This is a genomic window from Sphingobium sp. FG11 (assembly GCF_057809915.1).
The window spans coordinates 19,428-43,659 of sequence record NZ_JBMDKW010000022.1; the positions used below are offsets into that span (position 1 = coordinate 19,428).

Consider the following 24,232-nt stretch of genomic DNA (forward strand, 5'->3'; position numbering starts at 1 on the left):
CATAACGCCGCCCCGGCGCGCTATTCCAGCGCCGCGACGGCGGCGGCAAAGGCATCGCCCCGCGCCTCGAAATCGCGAAACTGGTCGAAACTCGCACAGGCTGGCGACAGCAGCACGACATCGCCCGGCTGCGCCACCCGCGCCGCGCGACGCACCGCCGCCGATAGCATCTCGCTGTCGTCCACCGCCATAGACGGGCGCAGCAGATCGGCAAACATATGCCCCGCTTCGCCGATAGTATAGGCGTGCGCGACATTGCCGAACTGTGGCGCGCACTCATCGAGATTGTCCGTCTTGGCGAGGCCGCCGACGATCCAGTGGATGCGCGGACGCCCATCGACCGGCGGCCATGCGGCGAGCGCGGGGGCGGTCGACGCGGCATTGGTCGCCTTGCTGTCGTTGACGTAGAGGACGCCGTGGAGTTCGCGCACCGCCTGCATCCGGTGCGGCAGGCTGGCATAGCTGGCAAGCGCCGGAAAAATATCGTCGTCGGAAATATCCAGAGCGCGCGCCACAGCGATCGCCACCGCCGCGTTCTGGGCGTTGTGCGGCCCTTGCAGGGCGGGCCAGCCAAGCTGCGCCGCAGGATCGACAGCCGTGGATGTCGCCTCCACAACGTCACGCGCGAGGCTGTGCGCGATGGTACGGCTCGGCTCATCTTCGGTGGCGATGATGGCGACATGCCCCGCCGACTGCATCGCGAACAGCCGGGCCTTCGATGCGACATAGCCCTCGAACCCGTTATAGCGATCCAGATGATCCGGCGTGATGTTGAGCAGCACCGCGACGTCGCAATCGAGGCTCTGCGTCAGGTCGATCTGGTAGCTCGACAGTTCCAGCACATAGACGCCGACGCCATGCAGATTCGGCTCCAGCGGCTCCTGCCCCAAGATCGGCAGGCCGATATTGCCGCCCATCCGCGTCGGAAAGCCCGCCTGCCCGACGATATGGTGGACGAGCGCGGTGGTGGTCGACTTGCCGTTGGTGCCGGTGATGCCGATCACCTTGTGCGGCGGCAGGGTCGGCCGGGCGAGCGCGAACAATTCAATGTCCCCGATGATCGGCACCCCGGCGATCTTCGCGCGCATGGCGATGGGATGCTTGTTGAGCGGCACGCCCGGCGACACGACGATGCCGTCGAATCCGGCGAGGTCGATCTCCATGGGGTCGCCGATTTCCGCCTTGCCCGCGACCTGATCGCGCGCCGTTTCCTGGCTGTCCCACGCCACGACCCGCGCGCCGCTGGCGACCAGCGTTTCGACGGTCGCAAGGCCGGAGCGCGCCAGTCCCAGCACCGCATAGCTTTTCCCCGCAAAGGCGCTGGAAACGATCATCGCAGCTTCAACGTCGCAAGACCGGCGAGCGCCAGCACGAAGGCGATGATCCAGAAGCGGATGACGACCGTCGGCTCGGCCCAGCCCAATTGTTCGAAATGATGGTGGATCGGCGCCATCTTGAACACCCGCTTGCCGGTGCGTTTGTAGAAGAACACCTGAATGATGACGCTCATCGCCTCGACCACGAACAGCCCGCCGATGATGCCCAGCACGATCTCGTGATGCGCGGTGACGGCGATGACGCCGAGCGTCCCGCCCAGCGCCAGGCTGCCGGTATCGCCCATGAATACGGCGGCTGGTGGCGCATTGAACCACAGGAAGGCGAGACCCGATCCGATGATCGCGCCGCATAATATGGTAAGGTTGCCCGCGCCCGGAACGTGCGGAATGCCCAGATAATGGGCGAAATCGGCCCGGCCGACGAGATAGACGATCAGCAGGAAAGCCAGGCTGCAAATGATGACAGGCATCGAAGCCAGCCCGTCCAGCCCGTCGGTCAGGTTCACCGCGTTGCCGAACGCCACGATCACGAACGCCGCGAACAGAAAGTAGAATGGTCCCAGTTCGATCGCAGGGCCATTGTAGAACGGCACGTAGAGCGCGGTATTGCCATGCTGGTGCACGATCAGCCAGGCGGCAAAGCCGGCGATCAGAAATTCGAACAGCAACCGCGCCTTACCCGACAGTCCCTTGTGACTGGCCTTCGTCACCTTGTCATAATCGTCGAGAAACCCGATCGCGCCGAACCCCAGCGTGACGAACAGGCAGGCCCAGATATAGATGGACGAAAGATCCATCCACAGCAGCACCGAGGAGACAAGCGACGTCAGGATCATCAGGCCGCCCATGGTCGGCGTGCCGCGCTTGGCGAGGTGGGTTTGCGGCCCGTCGCTGCGGATCGGCTGCCCCTTGCCCTGCCGCACCCTCAGCCAGCCGATGAAGCGCGGTCCGATCAGCAGGCCGATGACGAGCGCCGTGGCGATCGCCGCGCCGGCCCGAAAACTCAGATAGCGGATGAGGTTGAACACCCCGGCAAAATCCATGGTCTGGGCGAGCCAGTAGAGCATCAATCCGTATCTTTCCTATGCGCGGCACAGCGCGACATATCTTTTTTGAGCGCCGCGACCAGCCGCGAAAGGCCGATCCCGTTCGATCCCTTGACCAATATGGCGTCGCCCGCCTGCATCCGCCCCTGTAGCAGTTCGCTCGCCGCATCGGCATCCGCCACATGGTCGAAAGCCAACACGCCGTCCAGTGCATGGGCGAGCGGCGTCATTTCCGCGCCGACGAGAATGGCGTAATCGACCCGCCCGCTCGTCAGCGCCCCGGCCAGTCCTTCATGCAGTTCGACGCTCCGCTCGCCCAGTTCGCGCATGCCGCCAAGCACGGCGATCCGCCGCCGCGCCTCTTCACGACCCAGTTGCCTGAGCGTCGCCGCCATGCTGAGGGGATTGGCGTTATAGCTTTCGTCGATCAGCAGCGCTTCGCCACCTCCCACCGCCAGCCTTTGTCGCTCGCCGCGCCCCGGCAGGCCCGGCAGTTCCGCCAGCGCCAATCCGGCAATGCCCAGGTCGCCACCGACCGCCTCAACCGCCGCCAATATGGCGAGCGCGTTGGACACCCAATGTTCGCCCGGCGCGCTGATGGTGAAACATAATTCCGCGCCCGGCAGCATCGCGGTGACGAGCGTGCCGCCACCCGGCGCCGGCACGGCTTCGCTGGCGCGCACGTCCGCCCCTTCGCGCAGGCCGAAGGTCAGGATGCGTGCCGCATGGCGCTCGGCCTTGTTATAGAGGGTCGCGACATGGGGGCTGTCATAGGGAATGACGGCCGTCCCGCCGGGCTCCAGCCCTTCGAATATCTCGCCCTTGGCCTGCGCGATCGCCGCTTCGCTGCCGAAAAATTCGATATGCGCGGGCGCAATGGCGGTGACGATGGCGACGTGGGGACGCACCATGCGGGTCAGCGCGGAAAGCTCGCCCGCATGGTTCATGCCCATCTCGAAGATGGCGAAGGCGCAGTCGCGCGGCGTCCGGGCAAGGCTGAGCGGCACGCCGACATGATTGTTATAGCTTTTGACCGAACGATGCACCGCGCCCGGCGCCGCGCGGTCGAGCGCGTGAAACAGCGCCTCTTTCGTGCCGGTCTTGCCGACTGATCCGGTGACGCCGATCACCTTGCCCGTCATGCGCTTGCGCGCCGCTCGGCCCAGCGCTTCCAGGGCGACGGCGCCGTCCTCCACCAATATATGCGGCCGGTCGACCGGCTGGCTGACGATCGCTCCTGCCGCACCCTGATCGAACGCCTTGTCGATAAAGCGGTGGCCGTCCGTAGCCTCGCCCTTCATCGCGACGAACAGGTCGCCGGTCGTCACCTCGCGGCTGTCGAAGGCGACGCCGGACGCGGTGAAGGACGCAGACGCTGTCCCGCCGGTGGCGCTGGCGATCTCTTCGGACGTCCACAGGTCGCTCAACCCGCGCACTCCCGCGCCACGATGACGTCATCGAAGGGCAGCACGCGATCGCCGATGATCTGGCCCTGCTCATGCCCCTTGCCCGCGAGCAGCACGATATCATCCGCGCCCGCCATGGCGATGGCGGCCGCGATGGCGGCGCGGCGTCCACCAATGTCCTGCGCGCCCGGTGCGCCGGCCATGACGGCGGCACGGATCGTCGAAGGCTCCTCGCTGCGCGGATTGTCGTCGGTAACGATGACATGATCGGCCAGCTCCGCCGCGACCGCGCCCATCAAAGGCCGTTTTCCGGTATCACGATCGCCGCCCGCCCCGAACAGCGCGATCAGCCTGCCCTTCGTATGCGGCCGCAGCGCCTCGATCGCCGCGCGCAAGCCATCGGGCGTGTGGGCATAATCGACATAGACCGGCGCGCCCGCCTTGGTGATGACTGCCCGCTCCAGCCGCCCGCGCACCGGCTGCACCCGCGCCAGCAAATCCATCACCCTCGCCACATCGCCGCCGGTGGCGAGGACGAGGCCAGCGGCGACCAGCGCATTTGCGGCCTGATACGCGCCGATCAGCGGCAGGTTGACCTTATGGATCGCCCCGCCCGCCTCGATTTCCAGCGTCTGGCCCAACTGGGTCGGGGTGCGGTTGGCAAGACGCAATGCCTGCCCCTGCACCCCGACGCTCAGCACACGAAGCCCCCGCTTCGTAGCCCGCTCGATGGTTTGTTCCGACCATGCGTCGTCAGCCCAGATCACCGCTGCCCCGCCGGGCGCGACGACCTCGTCGAACAGCCGCATCTTCGCCTCGAAATAGCGGTCCATGTCGCCGTGATAATCGAGATGATCGCGCGACAGGTTGGTAAAGGCGCCCGCCTGCACCGGCAGTCCTTCGGTGCGATATTGGTCGAGGCCGTGGCTCGACGCCTCGAACGCGGCGTGGGTCACGCCCTCGCGCTTGAGACCCGACATGTTGGACAGGAACGTGACGATATCGGGCGTCGTCAGGCCGGTCGAAACCTGATCGACCGACGTGGTGACGCCCAGCGTGCCGATCGATGCCGAAGCCTCGCCCATCATGCGCCATAATTGCCGGACCAGTTCGACGGTCGATGTCTTGCCGTTGGTGCCGGTCACGGCGACGGTGACATCGGGGAAGGGCGCGAAGTAGCGGGCGGCAAGCAGCGCGAACAGCCGGCGCGGATTGGCATGGGCAATGTGGATCGCGCCATCGACCCGCGCTTCGGGGCGGGCCACCACGGCGATCGCCCCGGCGCGGATCGCATCGGCGATATAATCCTCGCCATTGACGCGCAGGCCCTGAAACGCGCCGAACACCGTGCCTGGCGCGACCTTGCGATTGTCGATGGCAAAGCCCGTCACCGGCGCGGCGAGTCCGTCCCCCGCAGCAACCGGCGCATCCAGCCCCTCGATGAGCGCGGCCAGCCGCATCAATCCTCTCCCTTGGCTTTCCACAGGAGCGGCATCAGATCAGAAATATCCACGTCGCGGCGCTCGTCCGGCATGACACCCAGCATCGGCCCGATCCGCTCGACCACGCGCTTCACCACCGGCGCGGCGGTCCATGCGGCGGTGCGCAGCCCAAACGTCTGCGCATTGCCCTTCGGCTCATCCATCATCGCCAGCACGACGTAGCGCGGATTATCCATCGGAAATGCAGAAGCGAAGGTCGTCACCAGCGAACTCTTGTTATAGCCGCCCTCCTGGGGCTTTTCGGCCGATCCCGTCTTGCCGCCCACGCGATAGCCTTTGGCGTCGGCGCTGCGACCCGTACCCGCCGCGACGATCATGCGCAACAATTGGCGCATCCGCGCGCTGGTGGCGGCGGAAAAGACGCGATGGCCCGGCGCCACCTCACCCGGCTTGATCTTGCGCAACGTGGCAGGCCGCCAGATGCCGCCATTGACGAGCGCGGCATAGGCGCTGGCCAGATGCAGCGGCGTAACCGCGATGCCATGGCCATAGGCCACGGTCATGGTGGTCGCCCGGCCCCAGCTCGACGGCCAAATTCCGGCGGCCCGTTCATTCAGCTCAATAGGCGCGCGCTGGTCGAAGCCCAGGCTGCGGAACAGCTGTTGCAAGGGCTGCGGCCCCATTTCATCGGCGATGCGGGCGGTGACGATGTTGGAACTGTGGACCAGCGTCTCGGGGACGTTCAGCCAGCGCTTCAGCGGATGATCGTCCTTGATGCGAAAACCGCCGACCTCGATCGGGGCGGTCGCATCATAGCGCTTGCTCATCGATGTGACGACACCCTGATCCATCGCCTTGCCGATCGACAAGGGCTTGAAGGTCGATCCCAGTTCATAGCGCGCCTGCACCATCTGGTTGCACAGCGGCGACTGGCTGCATGTCTTGCCGGCATAATTGGCCAGCTTGTTGGGATCGAACACCGGGATCGACGCCATGGCGATCACTTCGCCGGTATTCGCGTCGAGGATCACCCCGCCCGCGCCCTTGGCGCTTTGAGCGATCATCTGCGCATATAGCTCGCTTTCCAGTGCGCCCTGCACGCGGCTGTCGATGGAGATCGCGAAGGGCTGGCCGCGCAATGCCGGGTCGATCAGCCGGTCGTTGAACGCCGCCTCGACCCCCATGCCACCCACGCCTTCGGGCGTCGGCGCAAAGCCCAGCACATGCGCGGCGAGCGTGCGCTGGGGATAGAGCCGCTCCTTTTCGCGCGGAAATTCGATGCCGATTTCGCCCAGCGCATTCACCGCCGCCACCTGCTCGGGTAGCGCGCGGCGGCGCAGATAGGCCCAGGGCTTGCCAGTCAGCTTCTTGTAGAGGACCGCTTCCTTCTCGTCGGGGAATATTTCGTGCAGCTTGCGCGCCAGCTCGGCGGGGTCGCCGATCAGCTTGGACGGACGCACCGCGACCGAATAGGCGTCCATCGTCCGCGCCAGCGGCACCCCGTTACGATCGACGATATCGGCGCGGGCCGGCAGAAACGCCGAAATCGCGTCATCGCCATGTGCGCCATTAGCGAAAATGCCGACCCACATGAGCCGGCTGATGAGCAATGTCGTGATGCCGAGGAACAGGATGAGCAGTAACATCAGCCGGTTGTGCGCGATCGCGGTCAGGTTGACCCGCTGCCGCCCCGCCCGCGCCCCGCCCGGCTGAATGATGATCGTCGCCATCAGCGCACTTCCTTGCGGCGTTCGCGCGCGGCCTTGGCGCTGATATCGCCGAGCGTACTGTCGTCCAGCAGCTTGGCGTCCAGCATCGCCATCCGTTCGGCGCGGCGCGCGACCGGATTGGGCCTCGACACATCCGCGTCAGCCTTCGCCTTTTCGCGCTCTGTGCGCGGCGCGGCCTTCGCGATCTTGTCGACATCATCCTCCGCATGGGCGGCGCGGATGATCTGAATGTCGCTGTGGATCTGGGTCGCCGCCGGGCTGGCGGGCGCGGCTTGCGGGGCGGACGGCAGGTCGGCCGGCGTCTCGACCATAGCCACCATCACCGGGGCGGGGACATAGTCAGGCCCATTGGGCTGAACCCCGTCGAGATGCGCCAATGCGCGTTCGCCACCCAGATATTGGGCAGCGCTCGGCGTCGCATAGAGGAAGTCCTCCGAATTCCAGCGTTCGAGCTGCCGCATGCTGGACCGCGCGCTGAATTCGGTTTCGAGATAGCGGATATCCCCCCGCGCCCGCGCGATTTGCGCGCGCACGCGCATCAGCTCGTTGCGCTCGGTCGCCACCTTGAGCGACACGAGATAGGCGCCCAGCGCGCCCAGCGCGACGAGCAATACCCAGAACAGGCTTTGCAACCTCTTCACCGCGATCATGAGCGCGCACTCCGGCTGGTAGTTTGGTCGGACGAATGGGATGCAGGCGCGCCCGTGCGGACGGCGCTGCGCAGTGTGGCCGATCGGGCGCGGGGGTTGCGCGCCAGCTCGGCGGCTCCCGGCCGCACCGCCTTGGCGGGCCGCTCGAACGTGGGAGCCTGGGTCGCCTTGCGCTCGGGCAGATGGCGCGATCCGCCGCCTTCCCCGCCGCTGCGCTGGCGCAGGAACTGCTTGACGATCCGGTCCTCCAGGCTGTGAAAAGTGACGATCGCGATCCGGCCGCCCTCTTCCAGCACCGCTTCCGCCGCTTCCAGCCCGCGCTCCAGCTCCTCCAGTTCGCGGTTCACATGGATGCGGATCGCCTGAAAAGCGCGCGTCGCCGGGTCCTTCTTGTCATGTGGCTTATGACCCAGCGCCCGGCGCACGACCTGGGCGAGTTGCCCGGTGCGCTCCAGCGGCCGCGCCTCGACAATGGCGCGGGCGACGCGGCGGGAACGCGGCTCCTCGCCATAGCGATAGAGGACATTGGCGATATCCTCTTCGGACGCCGTATTCAGGAAGTCGGCGGCGCTCGTGCCACTCTGGCTCATCGTCATGAGCAACGGCCCGTCCGACTGGAAGGAAAAGCCCCGCTCCGCCCGGTCAAGCTGCATCGAGGATACGCCGATGTCGAGCGTTACGCCCGACACGCCGGCTACGCCTCGTTCGGCCAGCAGTTCCTCCATCCGCGAAAATTCGCCTTCGATCAGAGTGATGCCCTGCTCGTCGGCCAGCGCGCGTCCTTCGGCAATGGCGTCGGGATCGCGATCGAAGGCGATGACGCGCGCGCCCCTCGCCGCCATCGCGCGGCTATAGCCGCCCGCGCCGAACGTGCCGTCGACATACGTTTCGCCGGGGGCAATGGCGAGCGCGTCGAGCACTTCGTCGAGCAGGACGGGAATGTGGCGGTCGAGGTCCGCCGCCGCGCTCACTTCCCGCCCTCCGCGTCGCGCTGGTCCAGCCAGCGGCGCACCTTGTTGCGGATCAGTTCCGGGCGGTCCTTGCTGTCGACCAGCGTTTCGGGCTTCCACATCTGGATATAGCGACCCACGCCGTAGAAGAAGAGCGTGTCGATGACGCCATATTCATCCTTGATGTCGGGGTGCAGGAAGAAGCGGCCGCCATCGTCGAAATTGACCGGCTCGATCGTGCCGAGCCTGCGCTCCAGCTCCAGATCGGCGTGATAGTCGCGACCTGCGGCGCGGGCTTCGCGCGCCAGATCCTCAACCTCTTCGAACAGGAAGCGGCGATGCGAATCGCCAAAGCCCACCGCACAGGGATTGTCGTGGTGGACGGATAGATAGAGCGTGGTTTCGCCGCCGCTGGACAGCTTCACCTGCCGGCGCATCTCAAGGGGCAGCACGAAACGGCCCTTGCCGTCCGCCACGCTGAACGCGTTGCCCGTGTAGAGAATGACGTCCGCCACGCGATCGACCCTGCGCCCCCTTGTTCGTGGGGCGCAGGCGTCGGCCCGCTGAATCGCGACATGCGATCCAACGTGCGGCACTGGCCAAGCCTTTCACAACCCCAATGGAAAGCAGATACCAAGCCCCGCAGGGCATGGAAAGGAAAAAGTCGGGAAGATTTGGGAAATCCTGTTTTGTTCTGTTTTTTACTTGGTCAGACGCCATTTATCCGGGGTTACGCGAAGGGAGAACATAATGAATATGGTTACTGACACCGGCAGATACCGCCTGCTCACGCGCAGGGCGATACAAGACGGGGAATCATCGGAGTCGCCACGGAAGAGAATTTGCACCCGGCCACATCTCGCCGGGTGCCAGGGAACCCAACAGCCTGGAACCGTCAGCGGTCCATCGGCTTCCGCAGCTTGGGATCGGGCTGAAGATCGGGCACGATCGGCGCTTGTTCGGGCGCGGGCTGGACGCCCAGTTCCGCCAGCGGCTCCTTGGGCGCGACCGCATTGCCGGTCAGCGTCGGCACCACTGTCGGTGGCGCACTCGGGTCGGTCAGGCGCGCCTTGTCGATCACGATATTGGCCAGCCCCACGAGCAGCACCACGCCCGCCAGCCCGGTCAGGCCGATCTGGACTCGCTGCAATCCTTCCTGCTTACGCGGATTTTCAGCCATGGATGCGTTCATTTCCCGCTCGCCGCAAAGGATCGGGGCGATCAGCTATCTTGCGCCAGCCAGGGAAAGACCGTCAACCCCTTCGATTCCAGCCATTGCCGGTTGTAAAGGGTCGACAGATAACGGAAGCCGGTATCGCACAGGATGGTGACGATCCGCTTGCCCGGTCCCAACTGCTTCGCCAGCGCCACCGCACCCGCCACATTGATGCCGGACGAAAGACCCAGACACAGCCCCTCCTCACTCAGCAGGCGGCGCACCCACTCCAGCCCCTCCTCATCGGAAATGCGGAACTGGGTGTCGATCGGCGCGCCTTCCAGATTGGCGGTGATGCGGCCCTGCCCGATCCCCTCGGCGACCGAACTGCCCTCCGCTTTCAACTCGCCATGGGCGTAATAATTGTACAGCGCCGCGCCATAGGGGTCGGACAGTGCGATGACGATATCCTCGTCATGCGCCTTGAGGCCAAGCCCCACGCCCGCGATCGTGCCGCCCGTGCCCGCCGCGCAGGTGAAACCGTCGATCCGCCCGTCCATCTGGGTCCAGATTTCTTCTGCCGTGCCGATGATATGCGCCTTGCGATTGGCGATATTGTCAAACTGGTTGGCCCAGATCGCATTGTCCGTCTCTTCGGCGATCCGGCGCGAGGTGTGTACGAAATGGCCCGGATTGGAATAGGCCGCCGCCGGCACCAGCACCAGCTCCGCGCCCAGCGCGCGCAGCGTATCCATCTTTTCGCGGCTCTGGGTTTCGGGCATGACGATGATCGTCCTGTAACCCTTGGCGCTGGCGACGAGCGCGAGGCCGATGCCGGTATTACCCGCCGTCCCCTCCACGATCGTCCCGCCGGGCTGGAGCAGCCCCCGCTCCTCGGCGTCATTGACGATGAACAGCGCCGCGCGATCCTTCACCGACGCACCCGGATTGGCGAATTCGCACTTCGCGTAAATGTCGCAGCCCGTCGCCTGCGATGGCCCGGTCAGGCGGACCATGGGCGTGTTGCCGATCAGGGCGAGACTATCATTGTGGAGCAGCATGTATCCCGCATAGCGGAGCGCGCCCGCCTTTGCCAAGCAACGGAATGACGCCGCGGTCAAATAGACCGCGCCCTCCGCCCCGCACGATTAACTTTTGCCGCGGTTAACGTCCCAATGCGGCACAATGTGAAATCCGGGGAGGAAGTCGAAAGGAAAATCGCGTAAGGGCGATTGGCGGGGGCATTGCGCCCTTTTTTCAAAGGTCTGGCATGCTGGTGCGACGACAGGCGAGAGTATGGGCGATGCGGGGCGCATGGGGCGCACTGGCACTGCTCGCGCTCGCCGCGCCGCGCTTTCTCACCGCCGCGCCGCTCGACATGCTGGATGGATCGGCCGCCCGCACCATCGACCCGTCCGAACAAGCCGGACTGACATTCCCCGGCTCCGCTTTCTTCTTCGCCGAAGGCGCGTTCGATCCCGTGCCCGGCGCGCTCACGGTGCAAAGCGAACATGTGATGGGGCTGGCCGAGGTGCAGGCCGCACCGGCGACGCTGTTCCGGGGCATCACCGGCGTCGACAGCTATCGCGCGCTCAACTGCCTGACCTCCGCCATCTATTATGAAGCCGCCAGCGAACCCGACGATGGCCAGCGCGCCGTGGCGCAGGTCGTACTCAATCGGGTGCGCAGCCCGCTCTGGCCCAACAGCGTGTGCGGCGTGGTGTATCAGGGGTCGGAGCGGACCGACTTCCGGTGCCAGTTCACCTTCAGTTGCGACGGGTCCATGGCCCGCCTGCCTGCCGCCGCCGGATGGGCAAGGGCGCGGCGGATCGCACAGGATGCGCTATCGGGGCTGGTCTACAAGCCGGTCGGTCTCGCCACCCATTATCATACGCTGGCGGTCCGGCCGGTCTGGTCCGGATCGCTGCAACCCGTCGCGGTGATCGGCGCACATATCTTTTACCGCAATCCCGGCTTCAACGGCACGCCCGCCGCTTTTCAGGTGACTTATCTCGGGCGTGAGACACAGTCCGGCCCGGCGCTGCGCAGTTGGCCGGTCAAGCCCGTAACACCGGTTGACGACCTCGCGTCACCCTACATCGCCGCAACCCCGGCGCGGAATACCGCGGTTCCCGCCCTGGGCTGGAAACCCGCCGCACCGCCGGTCGATGACGGGCTGCCCCAATCGACGATCCGCGCCGAATATCGCAACAGCGGCCGCCCCCTGATCTGAGAGACCATTTTTTATAGTTATGATGGTATTAACCATCCAACATGCTGAATCTGCGCGAGAAGTTTTAAACAGATTTTTTGGCTTTTTTCGGAACCGATCCGGGCCGTCGGGGGTTCTACATTCCGGATAGCAAATCTTTTGCCCCCCGCTCTTGCTATCCATAAACATGGGCCCGGAACGCTTCCCCCCCCCGACGCGTTCCGGGCTCAAATTTTATCTGCCACATCCCTGAAATCGCTAAATCTTTTCGCAAGCGGAACGCTTTTTCCGGTGACGGGTTTTCCTATCGGCCGCCAGCGTGGAAACATCTGGCCGCAGGATTTCACCCAGGAGATCGAATATGTCGAAGAAGATTGTCGCCGCCCTGCTCCTCACCGGCTCGTTGATGCTCGCCGCATGCAACACTGTAGAGGGCGCGGGCAAGGATGTTCAGAGCGCCGGCAAGGCTGTGGAAAAAGCCGCCGACTGACAAGCCGCCCAATTGAAAAAAAGGCCTGCCATTTCCGGCGGGCCTTTTTCTTTCAGGCTTCCGCCTCGCGCTCGCGCTCGGTCTCCCTCGCCTGCCTCCGGTCGGTGAACCAGATCGCGACGATCGTGATTTCGTACAGCAGCAACAGCGGCACCGCGAGCATCAGCTGCGACACCACATCGGGCGGCGTCAGCACGGCGGCAAGGATGAACGCACCCACGATCATATAGCGCCGCATGCCGATCAGCTGCGCCCGGCTCACGAACCCCGCACGGTTGAGCAGCATCAACAGCACCGGCATCAGGAAGCTGATCCCGAACGCCAGAATGAATTGCATGACCAGGCCCAGATACGCGTCAGCGCTCGGCAGCGCCTCGACCTGAAGGCCGCTGCTATTGCCCTGAAACTCCAGGAAGAAATGGAAGGCCGTCGGCATCACGACGAAATAGGCAAGGCTGGCGCCCATCGCGAACAGGAACGGCGTGGCCAGGATGAAGGGGAGCAAAGCCTTCTTTTCCTTGGCATACAGCCCCGGCGCGACGAACGCCCAAAGCTGGTTGGCGATGATCGGGAAGGACAGCACGAACGCGCCGAACACCGCGATCTTCACCTGTACGAAAAAGGCTTCGTACAGCTTGGTATAGACCAGCCGCCCGCCCGCATCGCCGAACGCTTCCTTGAGCGGATGGACGAGAATGGCGAACAGCGCATCGGAAAAATAAAAGCTGACCGCCCCGGTGAGGAACAGCGCATAAACGCATTTGAGCAGCCGTCCGCGCAGCTCGATCAGATGGTCGAGCAATGGCGCTTTGCTGTCATCGATATCGCCGATCATGCCCCCGCCTCGCCTTTCGGCGGTATGACGGAATCAGCTGGAGCCACCACGGGCGCATCGGCCAGATAGGCGGGCTTCTCAATTGCGGTCGCCGCTGCCTCAACCGGGGCCGGCAAAGCCTCCATCGCAGGCTCGGCTTCGGACGGATGTTCAGCCATGATGCGCTGGTTCTGCGCGGCCCATTTCTTTTCCAGCTCTTCCAGTTCGACCTCGCGCACCATCGCATCGATGCCGGTGCGGAAATGACGGGCCATGCCCTGCGCCTTGCCGACGATCTGGCCGACCTTGTACAGCGCGCGCGGCAAATCCTTCGGACCGATCACGATCACCGCGACGATCACAATGAGCAAAAGCTCGGACGAATCGATTCCAAACATGCGTGCTTGCTACCCGGCCCGAGCGATCAGGCCTTGGTCTTTTCTTCCGTCGCGCTCGGCACGTCCTGCTCGGGCACGCGATGCCCTTCTATCCGCGAGGCAGGCTTGGCGGGAGCGATATCGTCATCATCCTCGGCCATGCCCTTCTTGAAGCTCTTGATGCCCTTGGCGACGTCACCCATCAGCCCGGAAATCCGTCCGCCGCCAAACAGCAGCATGACGACCAGGAGCACGATCACCCAGTGCATCAACGAAAAGGAACCCATGTCACTATACTCCAGCAAGACGCTCTATCTAGGCGTCTTCGTCATCATTTTCCACAACGGATTGGCCGCCCGGACCCTCCAGCGCCAAATCCACCGGATCGAGCAGACCCGCCGCGCGCAGATCGTCCATGCCCGGCAGGTCGCGGCGGCTGCCCAACCCGAAATGGGTGAGGAAGTCGGGCGTGGTGGCATAGGTGAGCGGCCGTCCCGGCACCTCGCGCCGCCCGGCGGGCCGCACCCACCCCGCCTCCATCAGCACGTCGATCGTGCCCTTGGCCACCTGAACCCCGCGAATCGCTTCGATCTCCGCCCGGCTCACCGGCTCATGATAGGCGGTGATCGCCAGCGTCTCCATTGCCGCGCGGGAGAGTTTGCGCATCTCGTCCTTTTCCCGCCGCAGGATATGGGCGAGGTCGGCGGCGGTCTGGAAATGCCAGCGCCCGCCGCGCTCGACCAGATTGACGCCCCGCCCGGCATAATCCTCGGCCAGTCGCGCCAAGGCCGCGGCCACATCACCCTGTCCCACATGCACACGCAGGTCCGCGATGCTCAGCGGCGCTTCCGCCGCAAAGAGCGTCGCCTCGACCGCGCGCACGATATCGTCGGGTTCCCATATCATGCCGGCGATCCCACCGCCGCGCGCAGATAAATCGGCGCAAAGATCGCTTCCTGCCGAATCTCCAGCCTGCCCTGCCGCGCCAGTTCCAGCGCCGCGACGAAGCTGCTCGCCAGCGCCGACCGACCGAGCGCGCCCTCGCGCCCTTCCGGCAGGAAGGATTCGAGCATGGTCCATTCGATCGCGGTGCCGAGCAGGGCGCTCACCCGCTGGATCGCCTCGTCCAGCGTCATCACCGGCCGCGCGGCGACATGATGGACCACCGGCCGGTTACGCGCGCATAATTGTCCATAAGCCTGAATGAGTTCGTAAAGGCTCGCCTGCCACCGCGCCCGCCGCACCAGCCGCAGCCCCTCGGGCGCGGGTCGCATGAACACATCGCGGCCGGTGCGATCCCGCGCCATCAGCCGCGCGCCCGCCTCCCGCATCGCGTGCAACCGCTGGAGCCGCAAGGCCAGCCGCAACGCCATATCCTCGGGGCTGGGATCGGACTGGGCCTCGCGCGGCAGCAGCAGCCCGGATTTGAGATAGGCCAGCCACGCCGCCATCACCAGATAGTCGGCCGCCAGTTCCAGCTTCAACTGCCGCGCGCCCTCGATAAAATCGAGATATTGTTCGGTCAGCGCCAGGATCGAAATCTCGCGCAGATCCACCTTCTGTGTCCGCGCCAGCGCCAGCAGCAGGTCGAGCGGCCCTTCCCAGCTATCGAAACTGACGGTCAGCATGTCCGGCCGGGGCGCGGGCGGATCGAAGAACAGGTCGTCCATCCCCCTGTCTCCCCGCTCAGGCCGGAACCAGCGCCAGCAGCGAATCGCGGATCGCGATCAAATCCCCGACCGCCGCATCATCCACCGGCGGTTTGATCGTCGCCATCGCCCGGTCGAGCCGCGCCCTGCTCTCGGGCGCGATCTCCGGCAACACTTCGGCAATCCCGACCATATCGTCTATCCGCGCCCAGCAGTTGAGCGCCAGATCGCACCCGGCCGCGACGACATCGGCCGCCAGTTGCGGAATGCTGCCATGCAATGCCTTCATATCCAGATCGTCCGACATCAGCAGCCCGTCGAAGCCGATCCGTCCGCGAATGATCGTCTCGATCACGAAACGTGACAGGCTGGCGGGACGCTCGGCATCCCAGGCGGTGTAGATCACATGCGCGGTCATGCCGATGGGCCAGTGCCGCAACGTCCTGAACGGCGCGAGATCGGTCGCCAGCGCCGCCTCCTCCGCGGTGACGACCGGCAGTTCCAGATGGCTGTCGACAAGCGCGCGGCCATGGCCCGGCATATGCTTGACGATCCCGGCGACGCCACCCTCCGCCAGCCCTTCCAGCGTGGCGCGGCCCAGCGCCGCCACGCGCATCGGTTCGCCGCCCAGCGTGCGGTCGCCCATGATGTCGCTCGCCCCGTCCTGTCGCACGTCGAGCAAAGGCAGCGCGTCGACGGTGATGCCCGCCTCGTGCAAGGTCGCGGCGATCGCCCGGCCATTGGCTCTGGCGGCGGCGATCGCGCTGGAGGGGGCGATATCGTACAGCCGGTCGAACACGGCGCCGGGCGGGAATGCCGGCCAGACCGGCGGCTGCATCCGCGCGACGCGGCCCCCTTCCTGATCGATCATGATGAGCAGATCGTCGCGGCCATGCAACGCGCGCAGATCGTTGGTCAGCGCCCGCAGCTGCGCCTTGTCCGCGATATTGCGCCGGAACAGGATATAGCCCGCTGGCTCCGCCTCGCCAAAGAAACGGCGCTCGTCCGCGCTCAATGCTTCGCCGGCGATGCCGAAAATAACTGGTTTCATGCGCGTAATGCTAGCCGCTTCGACAAGCGCTGTCGAAGGCTAGTTCAGGGCCGCGACGCTCAATTGACGACGATGCAGCTTTCGCCCGCGACCTTCAGCCGGCCGCACAGCGCCGCCGCTTGCGAGCCGGCGGTCGCGCGCAGGCGATAGACGGTGCCGCCGCCCACCGCCGCCGATTCGACCGAACTGGTCAGCGGCGCGAGATAGGCGAAACGCTTCGACAGCCTTGTCCATGCGTCCCTCGCGCCCGACTGGCTGCCATAGGCGCCCAGCTGGATCATGCCCCCGCCGCTCGCGGGTTTGGGCGCGGCAGTGGTCGCTCTGGCATGGGTTTCGTCCTCGACCGGCGCGCTCACCTTCTGCGACGGCTTCGCCGTGACGGCCTGCTTCGTGCCGCTGGTCGGCGCGGGCGTGGTCTTGGTGATGGGAGCCTCTGGCACGCGGCTGGGATCGATCCGGCCATCACGCACGACGCCCTCGCTCGCGGCATAGCTCGCGTCGCCCTCGCCCTCGAACTTCTTGGCGTCGGCCTCGTTCGCGGCAATTTTATAGTTCGGGCCGGGGGACGCGATCAGCTTGCCCTCGCCCGCATCGCCGTTGCTGTTGCCGCGATTCTGCAACCACCATACGCCAGCGACGACCGCGCCGATCAACGCCAGACCGACGATGATGAGGCCCAGCAGCCGCAGCGGCGAAATGCGCTCTTCATCGTCATCGTCAATGGCCGGCTCCAGCCAGGGCAGCCGGTCCTCATCATCGAAATCGAGTTCGCCACGCGCATAATCGCCCATCGCTCAGCACTCCGTCCGCATCACTGCATTTCCGTCAGGGCGACCACGCCCATCAGGGCGAGGCCATTACGGATTATCTGCCCTATTCCGCGACTTAAGAAAAGCCGCGCCGATGTGGTCGCGGGATCGCCAGCCAGAATAACGCGCGCCTCCGGCCGATCATTACCCGCATTCCACCAGCTATGGAACGCCGATGCCAAGTCATTGAGATAGAAAGCGATTCTATGCGGTTCCCGCGTCAGGGCCGCGCCCTCCACCACGCGCGGGAACTGCGCGGCGAGCTTGACCAGCCCCAATTCCTCCGTCCCAAGCCGGGACAGGTCGGGATCGGGCAGCGCCATCCCCGCCTCCGCCGCGCGCCGATCGAGCGAGGAAATGCGCGCATGGGCATATTGCACGTAAAAGACCGGATTGTCCTTCGACGCCTCCACCACCTTGGCGAAATCGAAATCCATCTGCGCATCGGCCTTGCGCGTCAGCATGGTGAAACGGACGACATCCTTGCCGACTTCGCGCACGACATCGGCCAGCGTCACGAAATTGCCCGCCCGCTTCGACATTTTCACCGGCTCGCCATCGCGCAGCAGGCGCACCATCTGGATCAGCTTGACGTCGAAGCGCGCCTTGCCTTCCGTCAGCGCCGCGACCGCCGCCTGAATGCGCTTGACCGTGCCCGCATGGTCCGCGCCCCATATGTCGATCAACTGGTCGGCCGCCTGCGCCTTCTGGAAATGATAGGCCATATCCGCGCCGAAATAGGTCCACGCGCCGCTGGATTTCTTGATCGGCCGGTCCTGATCGTCCCCGAACTGCGTCGATCGGAACAGCGGCAGCACCACCGGCTCCCAATCATCGGGCAGCTCGCCCTTGGGCGCTTCGAGCACGCCGTCATAGACGAGGTCGTGCGCGCGCAGCCAGGCTTCGGCCTCGTCGGGCTTGCCCGCCGCCTGCAACTCCGCCTCGGACGCGAAAATATCATGATGGATGCCGAGCAGCGCCAGGTCGTCGCGAATCATGTCCATCATCCGCGCCACGGCAAAGCTGCGAAAAAGCACGAGCCATTCGCCCTCGGGCGCGCTCACATACCTGTCGCCATGCTCCGCCGCCAGCGCCTGCCCCACCGGGACCAGATAGTCGCCGGGATACAGACCCTCCGGCACCGCGCCGACGTCCTCACCCAGCGCCTCGCGATAGCGCAGGTGCACCGATCGCGCGAGCACGTCCACCTGACCACCTGCATCGTTGATATAATATTCGCGGATAACCTTATGCCCGACATATTCGAGCAGCGTCGCGAGCGCATCGCCCACCACCGCCCCCCGGCAATGCCCCATATGCATCGGTCCGGTGGGGTTGGCGGAAACATATTCGACATTGACGGTGACGCCCTGCCCGATGTCCGACCGGCCATAGGCATCGCCTGCGTCATGCAGCGCGGCGAGTTCATCGCGCCATGTCGCGTCGGTCAGCGTCAGGTTGATGAAGCCCGGCCCCGCGATGGCCGCGCTTGCGACTTCGTCCAGCGCCTCCAATCCAGCAACGATCTTTTCCGCGAGCGCGCGCGGATTCGTGCCGGCAGGCTTGGCCAGAACCATGGCGGCGTTCGTGGCGAGATCGCCATGGCTCGCATCGCGCGGCGGCTCGACCGTGACTGCCTTACGGTTGAGACCGGCGGGCAAAGCGCCCTCCGCCTCCAGCGCGTCGAGTACGGCGTTCAGATGAGCGGCAAAACGGGTATAGAGGGACACGGGATGAACTTTCTGTCGATCCCGCTCGTGCCAGTCTGTCGAAGGGCTGCTCTCAACTTGGGAGTCAGGGCCTGAAAACTCAGCCCGAACGGGGAAGGTTAGGACTTAACGGGTCGCGTTATATTGCAGCTGATCCGGGGTCAGGTTGAACCCCACGAGCAGTTCGAAGCTCGTCCGCTGCAACGCCGCTTTGACATCGGGCTGCGCGAACGGGTCGATCGCGGCGTCCGCGTCGCCGGCCTTGCGCTTCTGCGTGATCTTGTCGCTGATTTCGGTCGGCAACGTCGCCTGCGCCTTGTCGACATAGGACCCGGCCCTGGCGCTCGTGCTGGCGCGATATTCGCCGGCGGCGAAATTGAGCGTCACCTGACCGATCCGCTTGGCGACCACCGCATTGCCGCCGCGCACCACGGTCGCGAAATAGGGCAAAGTCACCTGTCGCGCCGCGCTCGCATCGCTGCGGCGAGCGTTCACGACGAAATTCGCGTCGGTGTAGAGTTGCGCGCCGTCAGCGCAGGTAGAGCGCAGATCGGTGATGTTCGCGACCACATCGATCGCCGAAGCGTCGCGGCTCTGCGCCGGACTGAACAGCGTGATATCGCCGGTATAAGCCGGAATGGCCGCCGCCGGACAGGCGGACCGCACCGCGACAATACCGCCCGTGGCGTCGATTTCACCCCGTCGCGAACATCCCGCAAGGGCGATGGCGAGCATTCCGGTCAGCGCGATACGAGACACAATCACAGGCAGGGTCACAGGCAGAAATTCCTTGCAGCATGCCAGCAAGCACCGGCCCTTAGGCCACAGGCATGAGCGCTTCCTTATCCATCCCCCGCCGCGCACGCAACCGAAAGGAAGCCGCTTTTCTCTTCGCGCACATTGTCCTAAGCCGCTCGCCATGAACGCGCCCCCGGTCACCCGCCCGTCCCTGAAGCTGCTGATCGCGGCGCCCCGCGGCTTTTGCGCCGGCGTGGACCGCGCCATCATCATCGTCGAAAAGGCGATCGAGAAATATGGCGCGCCGGTCTATGTGCGGCATGAAATCGTCCATAATAAATATGTCGTGGATAATCTGCGGGCCAAGGGCGCGGTATTCGTGGAAGAGCTGGACGCCGTACCCGATGGCATGCCGGTGGTGTTTTCCGCCCACGGCGTGCCCAAATCGGTGCCCGAACGAGCAGGCGAGCGCGCGCTTCCATATCTCGACGCCACCTGCCCGCTGGTCAGCAAGGTCCATCGCCAGGCCGAACGGCAGGTCGAGTTGGGCCGCCATATCCTGTTCATCGGTCATCGGGGCCATCCGGAGGTCATCGGCACATTCGGCCAGGTATCCGACGGCGCGATGACCCTGATCGAGACAGTCGAGGATGCCGAGGCATTGAAGGTCGTCGATCCCGGCAACTTGGCCTTCCTGACGCAGACCACTCTCTCGGTCGATGACACCGCCGCCGTCGTCGCGGTACTGACCCGCCGATTCCCGGCCATCGAGGCCCCGCGCGGCGAGGATATCTGCTACGCCACGTCGAACCGGCAGGCCGCGGTCAAGGCGATCGCGGCGGCATGCGACGCGATCCTCGTGATCGGCGCGCCCAACAGTTCCAATTCGCTGCGGCTGGTCGAGGTCGCCGAACGCGCCGGCACGCGCGCCCGGCTGATCCAGCGCGCGAGCGAGATTGACTTCGCCTGGCTCGACGGTGTGGGCACTCTCGGCCTGACGGCGGGCGCATCGGCCCCCGAAATATTGGTGCGCGAGGTCGTGGATCATATCGGTGAGCGCTTCGCCATCACCGAGGAACAAGTCGAAACGGCGCGTGAAACGATTGCATTCAAACTGCCGCGCGGACTGGAAACAGCATAAGATGGCCGTCTACACGCATGTTCCGGCCGAAGAGATCGACGCCTTCCTGACCCGCTACGACGCGGGATCGCTGGTGTCCGCCAAGGGAATCGCAGAGGGTGTCGAAAACAGCAATTATCTGCTGGAAACCACCGGGTCGGACGGCACCGGCCACCGCTATATCCTGACCCTCTATGAAAAGCGGGTGGACGAAAGCGACCTCCCTTTTTTCATGGACCTGCTCGACCATCTGGGTGCGCATGGGTGCCTCGTCCCCCGCTTCATCGCTGACCGCGACGGGCAGCGGTTGCAGCAACTCGCCGGTCGCCCCGCTTGTCTGATCGAATTTCTGACCGGCATTTCCGTGACGGAGCCGACCCCTGCACAGGCGAGGGCTGCGGGTGCGGCGCTCGGCGATCTGCATCGCGCGGCGACGAGCTTTGCGGGCACGCGGTGCAACGCGCTGGACATTGCGGGATGGCATGATCTCGCCGCTCGATGCGGCGAAGATTTCGATCGGATCGCCCCCGGCCTGCGCGATCGGGTGGCGCAAGAACTGGCTTTTCTCGATGCGCACTGGCCGTCCAACCTGCCCCACAGCGTCATTCACGCCGATCTCTTTCCGGACAATGTGCTGATGCTGGGCGACAGCGTGACCGGGCTGATCGACTTCTATTTCAGCTGCACCGACATCCGCGCCTATGATTTGGCCGTCACTCACAGCGCCTGGTGTTTCAGCCAGGACGGCGCGACATGGTTCCCGGAACGCGGCGCGGCGTTGGGGGCGGGCTATGCCGCGACATTCGGCCTGTCAGACGCGGAACGGGCGGCCTTCCCGATCCTGTGCCGGGGCGCGGCGCTGCGCTTTCTGCTGACGCGGGCGTTCGACTGGATCAACACACCCGCCGACGCGCTGGTCACGCGCAAGGACCCGCTCGCCTATCTGCAGCGGCTGGACTTCTACGCCGCGTCCAGTCCAGAGGAACTGCTCGGCGCATGAGCGATTTGACGAGCGTCGAAATCTTTACCGACGGCGCGTGCAAGGGCAATCCGGGGCCAGGCGGCTGGGGTGCGATCATCCGGTCGGGCGACCATGAAAAGGAAATATCGGGCGGCGAGGCGCAGACAACCAACAACCGCATGGAGATGATGGCCGCGATCGAAGCGCTGAACGCGCTGAAACGTCCATGCAGCGTCACGCTTTTCACCGACAGCAAATATGTGTTGGACGGCATCACCAAATGGGTGCTGGGCTGGCAGAAAAATGGATGGAAGACCGCAGACAAAAAGCCGGTCAAGAACGCCGAATTGTGGCAGGCTCTGGTCGCAGCAACCGCCCGCCATCGCGTCCTTTGGAAATGGGTCAAGGGCCATGCAGGCCACCCTGAAAATGAAAGAGCCGATCAACTGGCCTGCGCCGCGGCGCAATCTTTCCGTACCCAAGACTGATCGCAGTCAAGATTATCTTGGGCCAAAGATAAGTTGCGAATTTCTACGGATCGATTAATCATCCGTACACAGCGACTTAAAGATCAGGCGAATGATTGGGGCAGGGGCAAGGCTGAACGGTTGGAAGGCGATCGCCGCCTTCTTTGGCAAGGACCGGACGACCGTGGCCAGATGGGCGCGGGAACGGGACTTGCCCATTCATCAAATCCCGGGTGGCAAGCAAAAATCCGTCTTCGCTTTTGAAGCGGAATTGACCGCCTGGGCGCTCGCCAATGCCGCTTCGGGGGCGAACCGATCGCCCGAGCCGTCCATTCTCGCTCATGATGAAGACCTCCCCGGCGCACACGACATCGATGAAGTGGCCGCGGACGAATCGACAGCTCTGCTCCCAACGCCCCTACTTCCGGCAACGGATTCCCCTCCCCGCTCGCCCCGCTGGCGCCCCATGGCGATCTGGATTAGCATTACCCTGTCATGCCTAGCCCTGGCGGCATGGGTCGCCAGCGCTCGTGTCGATGCCGCCCGTAAGGAGCACCGGAGCATACCGCTCTCGCCGAGCGTCGCGGCCGATTATGTCGCCGCGCGCGATGCCTGGGGCCGCCGCACCGCCCCCGATCTGCGACGCGCGATCCGGCTATACGAACGGGTCATCGGACAGGAACCGGATTTCGCGCCCGCGCGTGCGGGGCTGGCCGAAGCTTGGCTCATTACCCGCGAATATGGCGATATAGCCGACGCCCGTGCTTTCGGCGCAGCAAGAATCGCCGCACAACGCGCTATCGAACTGGACCCCGATCTTGCCAGCGGACACCGCGCGCTCGGCTTCGTCGAATATTGGTGGGACAATGATCCAACGAGCGCGCTGCGCGAATTCAAGACGGCGCTAGAACTGGACAGTGATGATGCGCAAACACATTTCTGGTTCGCCAACATGCTTGCTGACATGGGCGCCAGCTCGGCAGCCGAGCGCCACTATGCACGCGCCAAGCTGCTCGATCCCGGCTCTCAGACCATCGCGATCGAATATGCCTGCGCTCAATGGCAGGCTGGACGGGACCAAATGGCGCTAGGGCTGCTCACGGCGCTGCGCAAGCGCCATCCGAACGATGCGACCATCAATAATTGCCTGACCTGGGTCTATATCGGTCTTGGCGACATGGCCGGGGCATCGCGCGCCTATAACGACCTGGCGGCGACCCGCAAGGAGCCGCAGCTCGTTAATCTCGCCCGCCAACTGCGGGCCGCAGTCGCGGCAAATCCGGCGACCGCGCATCGCGCTTTGATCGCTGACGCCGAGCGGGAGATCGCGCTGGGCACGCGTCGGATTCATGAAGTTCCCGCTTTCTACGCCTCCGCCATGGGTGACAGGTCTGCCCTGCTTGCCCTTATGCGGCAGGCGGTGGTCGTTGGGGAGCGATGGTATTCCCCCGGCATCACCGCAAGGATTGCGGCCCGGTGGCGCAACGATACCGAAGTGATGCGCTTGCTGGGTCATGTCCGCATGCCCGCACCAGCGTTTGAAAGTCTCTAAGGCCCGCCACCGCCATTCGCCGCAATTCACCGCAATTTGCCACAAGCCCTAAATTTCCTTTTTACCCTAACAGGTTGATCGCATCGTCTGCCTTGTGCCGCCCCGTCTTTACTGGTGCGCGGCGCGTGACCGGGCACAGGTCAATAACCTGAAGCGATTGAACGGGGAGGAATATTGCCGTGAAGACCAGCATGAACCACGCACGCAACAGCATTTTCTTGGGTGCGAGCCTTTATGCGCTTGCCGCCGCTAACCCCGCCTTCGCGCAAGCCTGCCCCGGCACCTTCGCTGCCCCTTGCGATGTCGCCGTCACAACCAATAACCAGACGATCGTGGCGCAAGGCCCCACCCGGGTCGTCAACAACGCGACAGGCACTATCATCAGCCAGATCGGCACGGTTGGCGAGGTTGGCGAAGGTTATTTGCTGATCGAAAATCGGGCCGGAGCGCGTATCGCGTCGCTCACTCTCGGCGTACCGACCTACTTTCCGCCGGAGTTCGGCGCCAAGTTTAGGGTCAGGACCCATTGATTTGAGAGGCGCGATCTGATTCAGGCTCTGTAAGGA

Annotated in this window: 26 protein-coding genes; 7 read left to right on the forward strand and 19 right to left on the reverse strand. The window is 64.8% G+C overall.

Annotation, left to right across the window (positions count from 1 at the left end):
- Positions 1–20: 20 nt before the first annotated feature.
- The 10 genes from murD to ACODSN_RS15105 all read right to left on the reverse strand — a co-directional run bounded on the left by murD (position 21) and on the right by ACODSN_RS15105 (position 10,778).
- A complete protein-coding gene (murD, locus tag ACODSN_RS15060; protein WP_489056303.1) occupies positions 21–1,334 on the reverse strand; it encodes a UDP-N-acetylmuramoyl-L-alanine--D-glutamate ligase in 1,314 nt (437 codons plus the stop codon).
- Positions 1,331–2,404, reverse strand: a complete 1,074-nt coding sequence (mraY, locus tag ACODSN_RS15065; protein WP_489056304.1) for a phospho-N-acetylmuramoyl-pentapeptide-transferase — start codon at positions 2,402–2,404, stop codon at positions 1,331–1,333. The genes murD and mraY overlap by 4 nt, the downstream gene beginning before the upstream one ends.
- A complete protein-coding gene (locus tag ACODSN_RS15070; protein ID WP_489056305.1) occupies positions 2,404–3,810 on the reverse strand; it encodes a UDP-N-acetylmuramoyl-tripeptide--D-alanyl-D-alanine ligase in 1,407 nt (468 codons plus the stop codon). Before ACODSN_RS15070 ends, mraY begins: the two co-directional genes overlap by 1 nt.
- Positions 3,807–5,249, reverse strand: a complete 1,443-nt coding sequence (locus ACODSN_RS15075; RefSeq protein ID WP_489056306.1) for a UDP-N-acetylmuramoyl-L-alanyl-D-glutamate--2,6-diaminopimelate ligase — start codon at positions 5,247–5,249, stop codon at positions 3,807–3,809. The genes ACODSN_RS15070 and ACODSN_RS15075 overlap by 4 nt, the downstream gene beginning before the upstream one ends.
- The gene (locus tag ACODSN_RS15080) at positions 5,249–6,961 is read right to left on the reverse strand and encodes a peptidoglycan D,D-transpeptidase FtsI family protein (protein ID WP_489056307.1); all 1,713 of its coding nucleotides are present in this window, start codon (positions 6,959–6,961) and stop codon (positions 5,249–5,251) included. Before ACODSN_RS15080 ends, ACODSN_RS15075 begins: the two co-directional genes overlap by 1 nt.
- Positions 6,961–7,611: a colicin transporter gene (locus ACODSN_RS15085; RefSeq protein WP_489056308.1), complete on the reverse strand. Its 651-nt coding sequence runs from the start codon at positions 7,609–7,611 to the stop codon at positions 6,961–6,963. Before ACODSN_RS15085 ends, ACODSN_RS15080 begins: the two co-directional genes overlap by 1 nt.
- Positions 7,608–8,582: a 16S rRNA (cytosine(1402)-N(4))-methyltransferase RsmH gene (rsmH, locus tag ACODSN_RS15090; protein WP_489056309.1), complete on the reverse strand. Its 975-nt coding sequence runs from the start codon at positions 8,580–8,582 to the stop codon at positions 7,608–7,610. The genes ACODSN_RS15085 and rsmH overlap by 4 nt, the downstream gene beginning before the upstream one ends.
- Positions 8,579–9,076, reverse strand: coding sequence for a division/cell wall cluster transcriptional repressor MraZ (locus tag ACODSN_RS15095; RefSeq protein WP_489056310.1), 498 nt, complete (start codon positions 9,074–9,076; stop codon positions 8,579–8,581). The genes rsmH and ACODSN_RS15095 overlap by 4 nt, the downstream gene beginning before the upstream one ends.
- 380 nt (positions 9,077–9,456) lie before the next feature.
- Positions 9,457–9,741: a hypothetical protein gene (locus tag ACODSN_RS15100; protein WP_489056311.1), complete on the reverse strand. Its 285-nt coding sequence runs from the start codon at positions 9,739–9,741 to the stop codon at positions 9,457–9,459.
- A gap of 41 nt (positions 9,742–9,782) precedes the next feature.
- The gene (locus ACODSN_RS15105; RefSeq protein ID WP_489056312.1) at positions 9,783–10,778 is read right to left on the reverse strand and encodes a cysteine synthase A; all 996 of its coding nucleotides are present in this window, start codon (positions 10,776–10,778) and stop codon (positions 9,783–9,785) included.
- 209 nt (positions 10,779–10,987) lie between these two features.
- Here ACODSN_RS15105 and ACODSN_RS15110 point away from each other — a divergent pair, with 209 nt between their 5' ends.
- Positions 10,988–11,950, forward strand: a complete 963-nt coding sequence (locus ACODSN_RS15110; protein ID WP_489056313.1) for a cell wall hydrolase — start codon at positions 10,988–10,990, stop codon at positions 11,948–11,950.
- A gap of 340 nt (positions 11,951–12,290) precedes the next feature.
- The gene (locus tag ACODSN_RS15115) at positions 12,291–12,419 is read left to right on the forward strand and encodes an entericidin A/B family lipoprotein (RefSeq protein WP_489056314.1); all 129 of its coding nucleotides are present in this window, start codon (positions 12,291–12,293) and stop codon (positions 12,417–12,419) included.
- A gap of 52 nt (positions 12,420–12,471) precedes the next feature.
- Here the strand turns inward: ACODSN_RS15115 and tatC are convergent, their stop codons facing one another.
- From tatC to ACODSN_RS15160, 9 genes are all read right to left on the reverse strand, one after another.
- Positions 12,472–13,254 carry a twin-arginine translocase subunit TatC gene (gene tatC, locus ACODSN_RS15120; protein WP_489056315.1) on the reverse strand — a complete coding sequence of 261 codons (783 nt, stop codon included), beginning with the start codon at positions 13,252–13,254 and terminating at the stop codon, positions 12,472–12,474.
- Positions 13,251–13,631: a Sec-independent protein translocase protein TatB gene (gene tatB / locus ACODSN_RS15125; protein ID WP_489056316.1), complete on the reverse strand. Its 381-nt coding sequence runs from the start codon at positions 13,629–13,631 to the stop codon at positions 13,251–13,253. The genes tatC and tatB overlap by 4 nt, the downstream gene beginning before the upstream one ends.
- 26 nt (positions 13,632–13,657) lie before the next feature.
- Entirely contained in the window at positions 13,658–13,897 is a 240-nt protein-coding gene (locus ACODSN_RS15130; RefSeq protein WP_489056317.1) for a twin-arginine translocase TatA/TatE family subunit, read from the reverse strand.
- A gap of 28 nt (positions 13,898–13,925) precedes the next feature.
- The gene (scpB, locus tag ACODSN_RS15135; protein WP_489056318.1) at positions 13,926–14,516 is read right to left on the reverse strand and encodes an SMC-Scp complex subunit ScpB; all 591 of its coding nucleotides are present in this window, start codon (positions 14,514–14,516) and stop codon (positions 13,926–13,928) included.
- Positions 14,513–15,280, reverse strand: a complete 768-nt coding sequence (locus ACODSN_RS15140) for a segregation and condensation protein A (protein WP_489056319.1) — start codon at positions 15,278–15,280, stop codon at positions 14,513–14,515. The genes scpB and ACODSN_RS15140 overlap by 4 nt, the downstream gene beginning before the upstream one ends.
- 16 nt (positions 15,281–15,296) lie before the next feature.
- A complete protein-coding gene (gene nagZ, locus ACODSN_RS15145) occupies positions 15,297–16,310 on the reverse strand; it encodes a beta-N-acetylhexosaminidase (RefSeq protein ID WP_489056320.1) in 1,014 nt (337 codons plus the stop codon).
- Positions 16,311–16,369: 59 nt separating this feature from the next.
- On the reverse strand, positions 16,370–17,101 hold the full coding sequence (locus ACODSN_RS15150; protein ID WP_489056321.1) for an SPOR domain-containing protein: 732 nt from the start codon (positions 17,099–17,101) through the stop codon (positions 16,370–16,372).
- A 20-nt stretch (positions 17,102–17,121) separates the two neighbouring features.
- On the reverse strand, positions 17,122–18,849 hold the full coding sequence (argS, locus tag ACODSN_RS15155; protein WP_489056322.1) for an arginine--tRNA ligase: 1,728 nt from the start codon (positions 18,847–18,849) through the stop codon (positions 17,122–17,124).
- Between the two features lie 105 nt (positions 18,850–18,954).
- Positions 18,955–19,563 carry a hypothetical protein gene (locus tag ACODSN_RS15160; protein WP_489056328.1) on the reverse strand — a complete coding sequence of 203 codons (609 nt, stop codon included), beginning with the start codon at positions 19,561–19,563 and terminating at the stop codon, positions 18,955–18,957.
- 184 nt (positions 19,564–19,747) lie between these two features.
- On the opposite strand from ACODSN_RS15160, the gene ispH reads away from it, so the two are divergent.
- From ispH to ACODSN_RS15185, 5 genes are all read left to right on the forward strand, one after another.
- The gene (gene ispH / locus ACODSN_RS15165; protein WP_489056323.1) at positions 19,748–20,707 is read left to right on the forward strand and encodes a 4-hydroxy-3-methylbut-2-enyl diphosphate reductase; all 960 of its coding nucleotides are present in this window, start codon (positions 19,748–19,750) and stop codon (positions 20,705–20,707) included.
- Position 20,708: 1 nt separating this feature from the next.
- The gene (gene thrB, locus ACODSN_RS15170; protein ID WP_489056324.1) at positions 20,709–21,686 is read left to right on the forward strand and encodes a homoserine kinase; all 978 of its coding nucleotides are present in this window, start codon (positions 20,709–20,711) and stop codon (positions 21,684–21,686) included.
- Positions 21,683–22,135 (forward strand): ribonuclease HI, encoded by a 453-nt coding sequence (gene rnhA / locus ACODSN_RS15175; RefSeq protein WP_489056325.1) that lies wholly within the window; start codon positions 21,683–21,685, stop codon positions 22,133–22,135. Before thrB ends, rnhA begins: the two co-directional genes overlap by 4 nt.
- Positions 22,136–22,580: 445 nt before the next feature.
- Positions 22,581–23,666 carry a tetratricopeptide repeat protein gene (locus ACODSN_RS15180; protein WP_489056326.1) on the forward strand — a complete coding sequence of 362 codons (1,086 nt, stop codon included), beginning with the start codon at positions 22,581–22,583 and terminating at the stop codon, positions 23,664–23,666.
- A gap of 179 nt (positions 23,667–23,845) precedes the next feature.
- Positions 23,846–24,196 carry a hypothetical protein gene (locus tag ACODSN_RS15185; RefSeq protein WP_489056327.1) on the forward strand — a complete coding sequence of 117 codons (351 nt, stop codon included), beginning with the start codon at positions 23,846–23,848 and terminating at the stop codon, positions 24,194–24,196.
- The last annotated feature ends 36 nt before the right edge of the window (positions 24,197–24,232 follow it).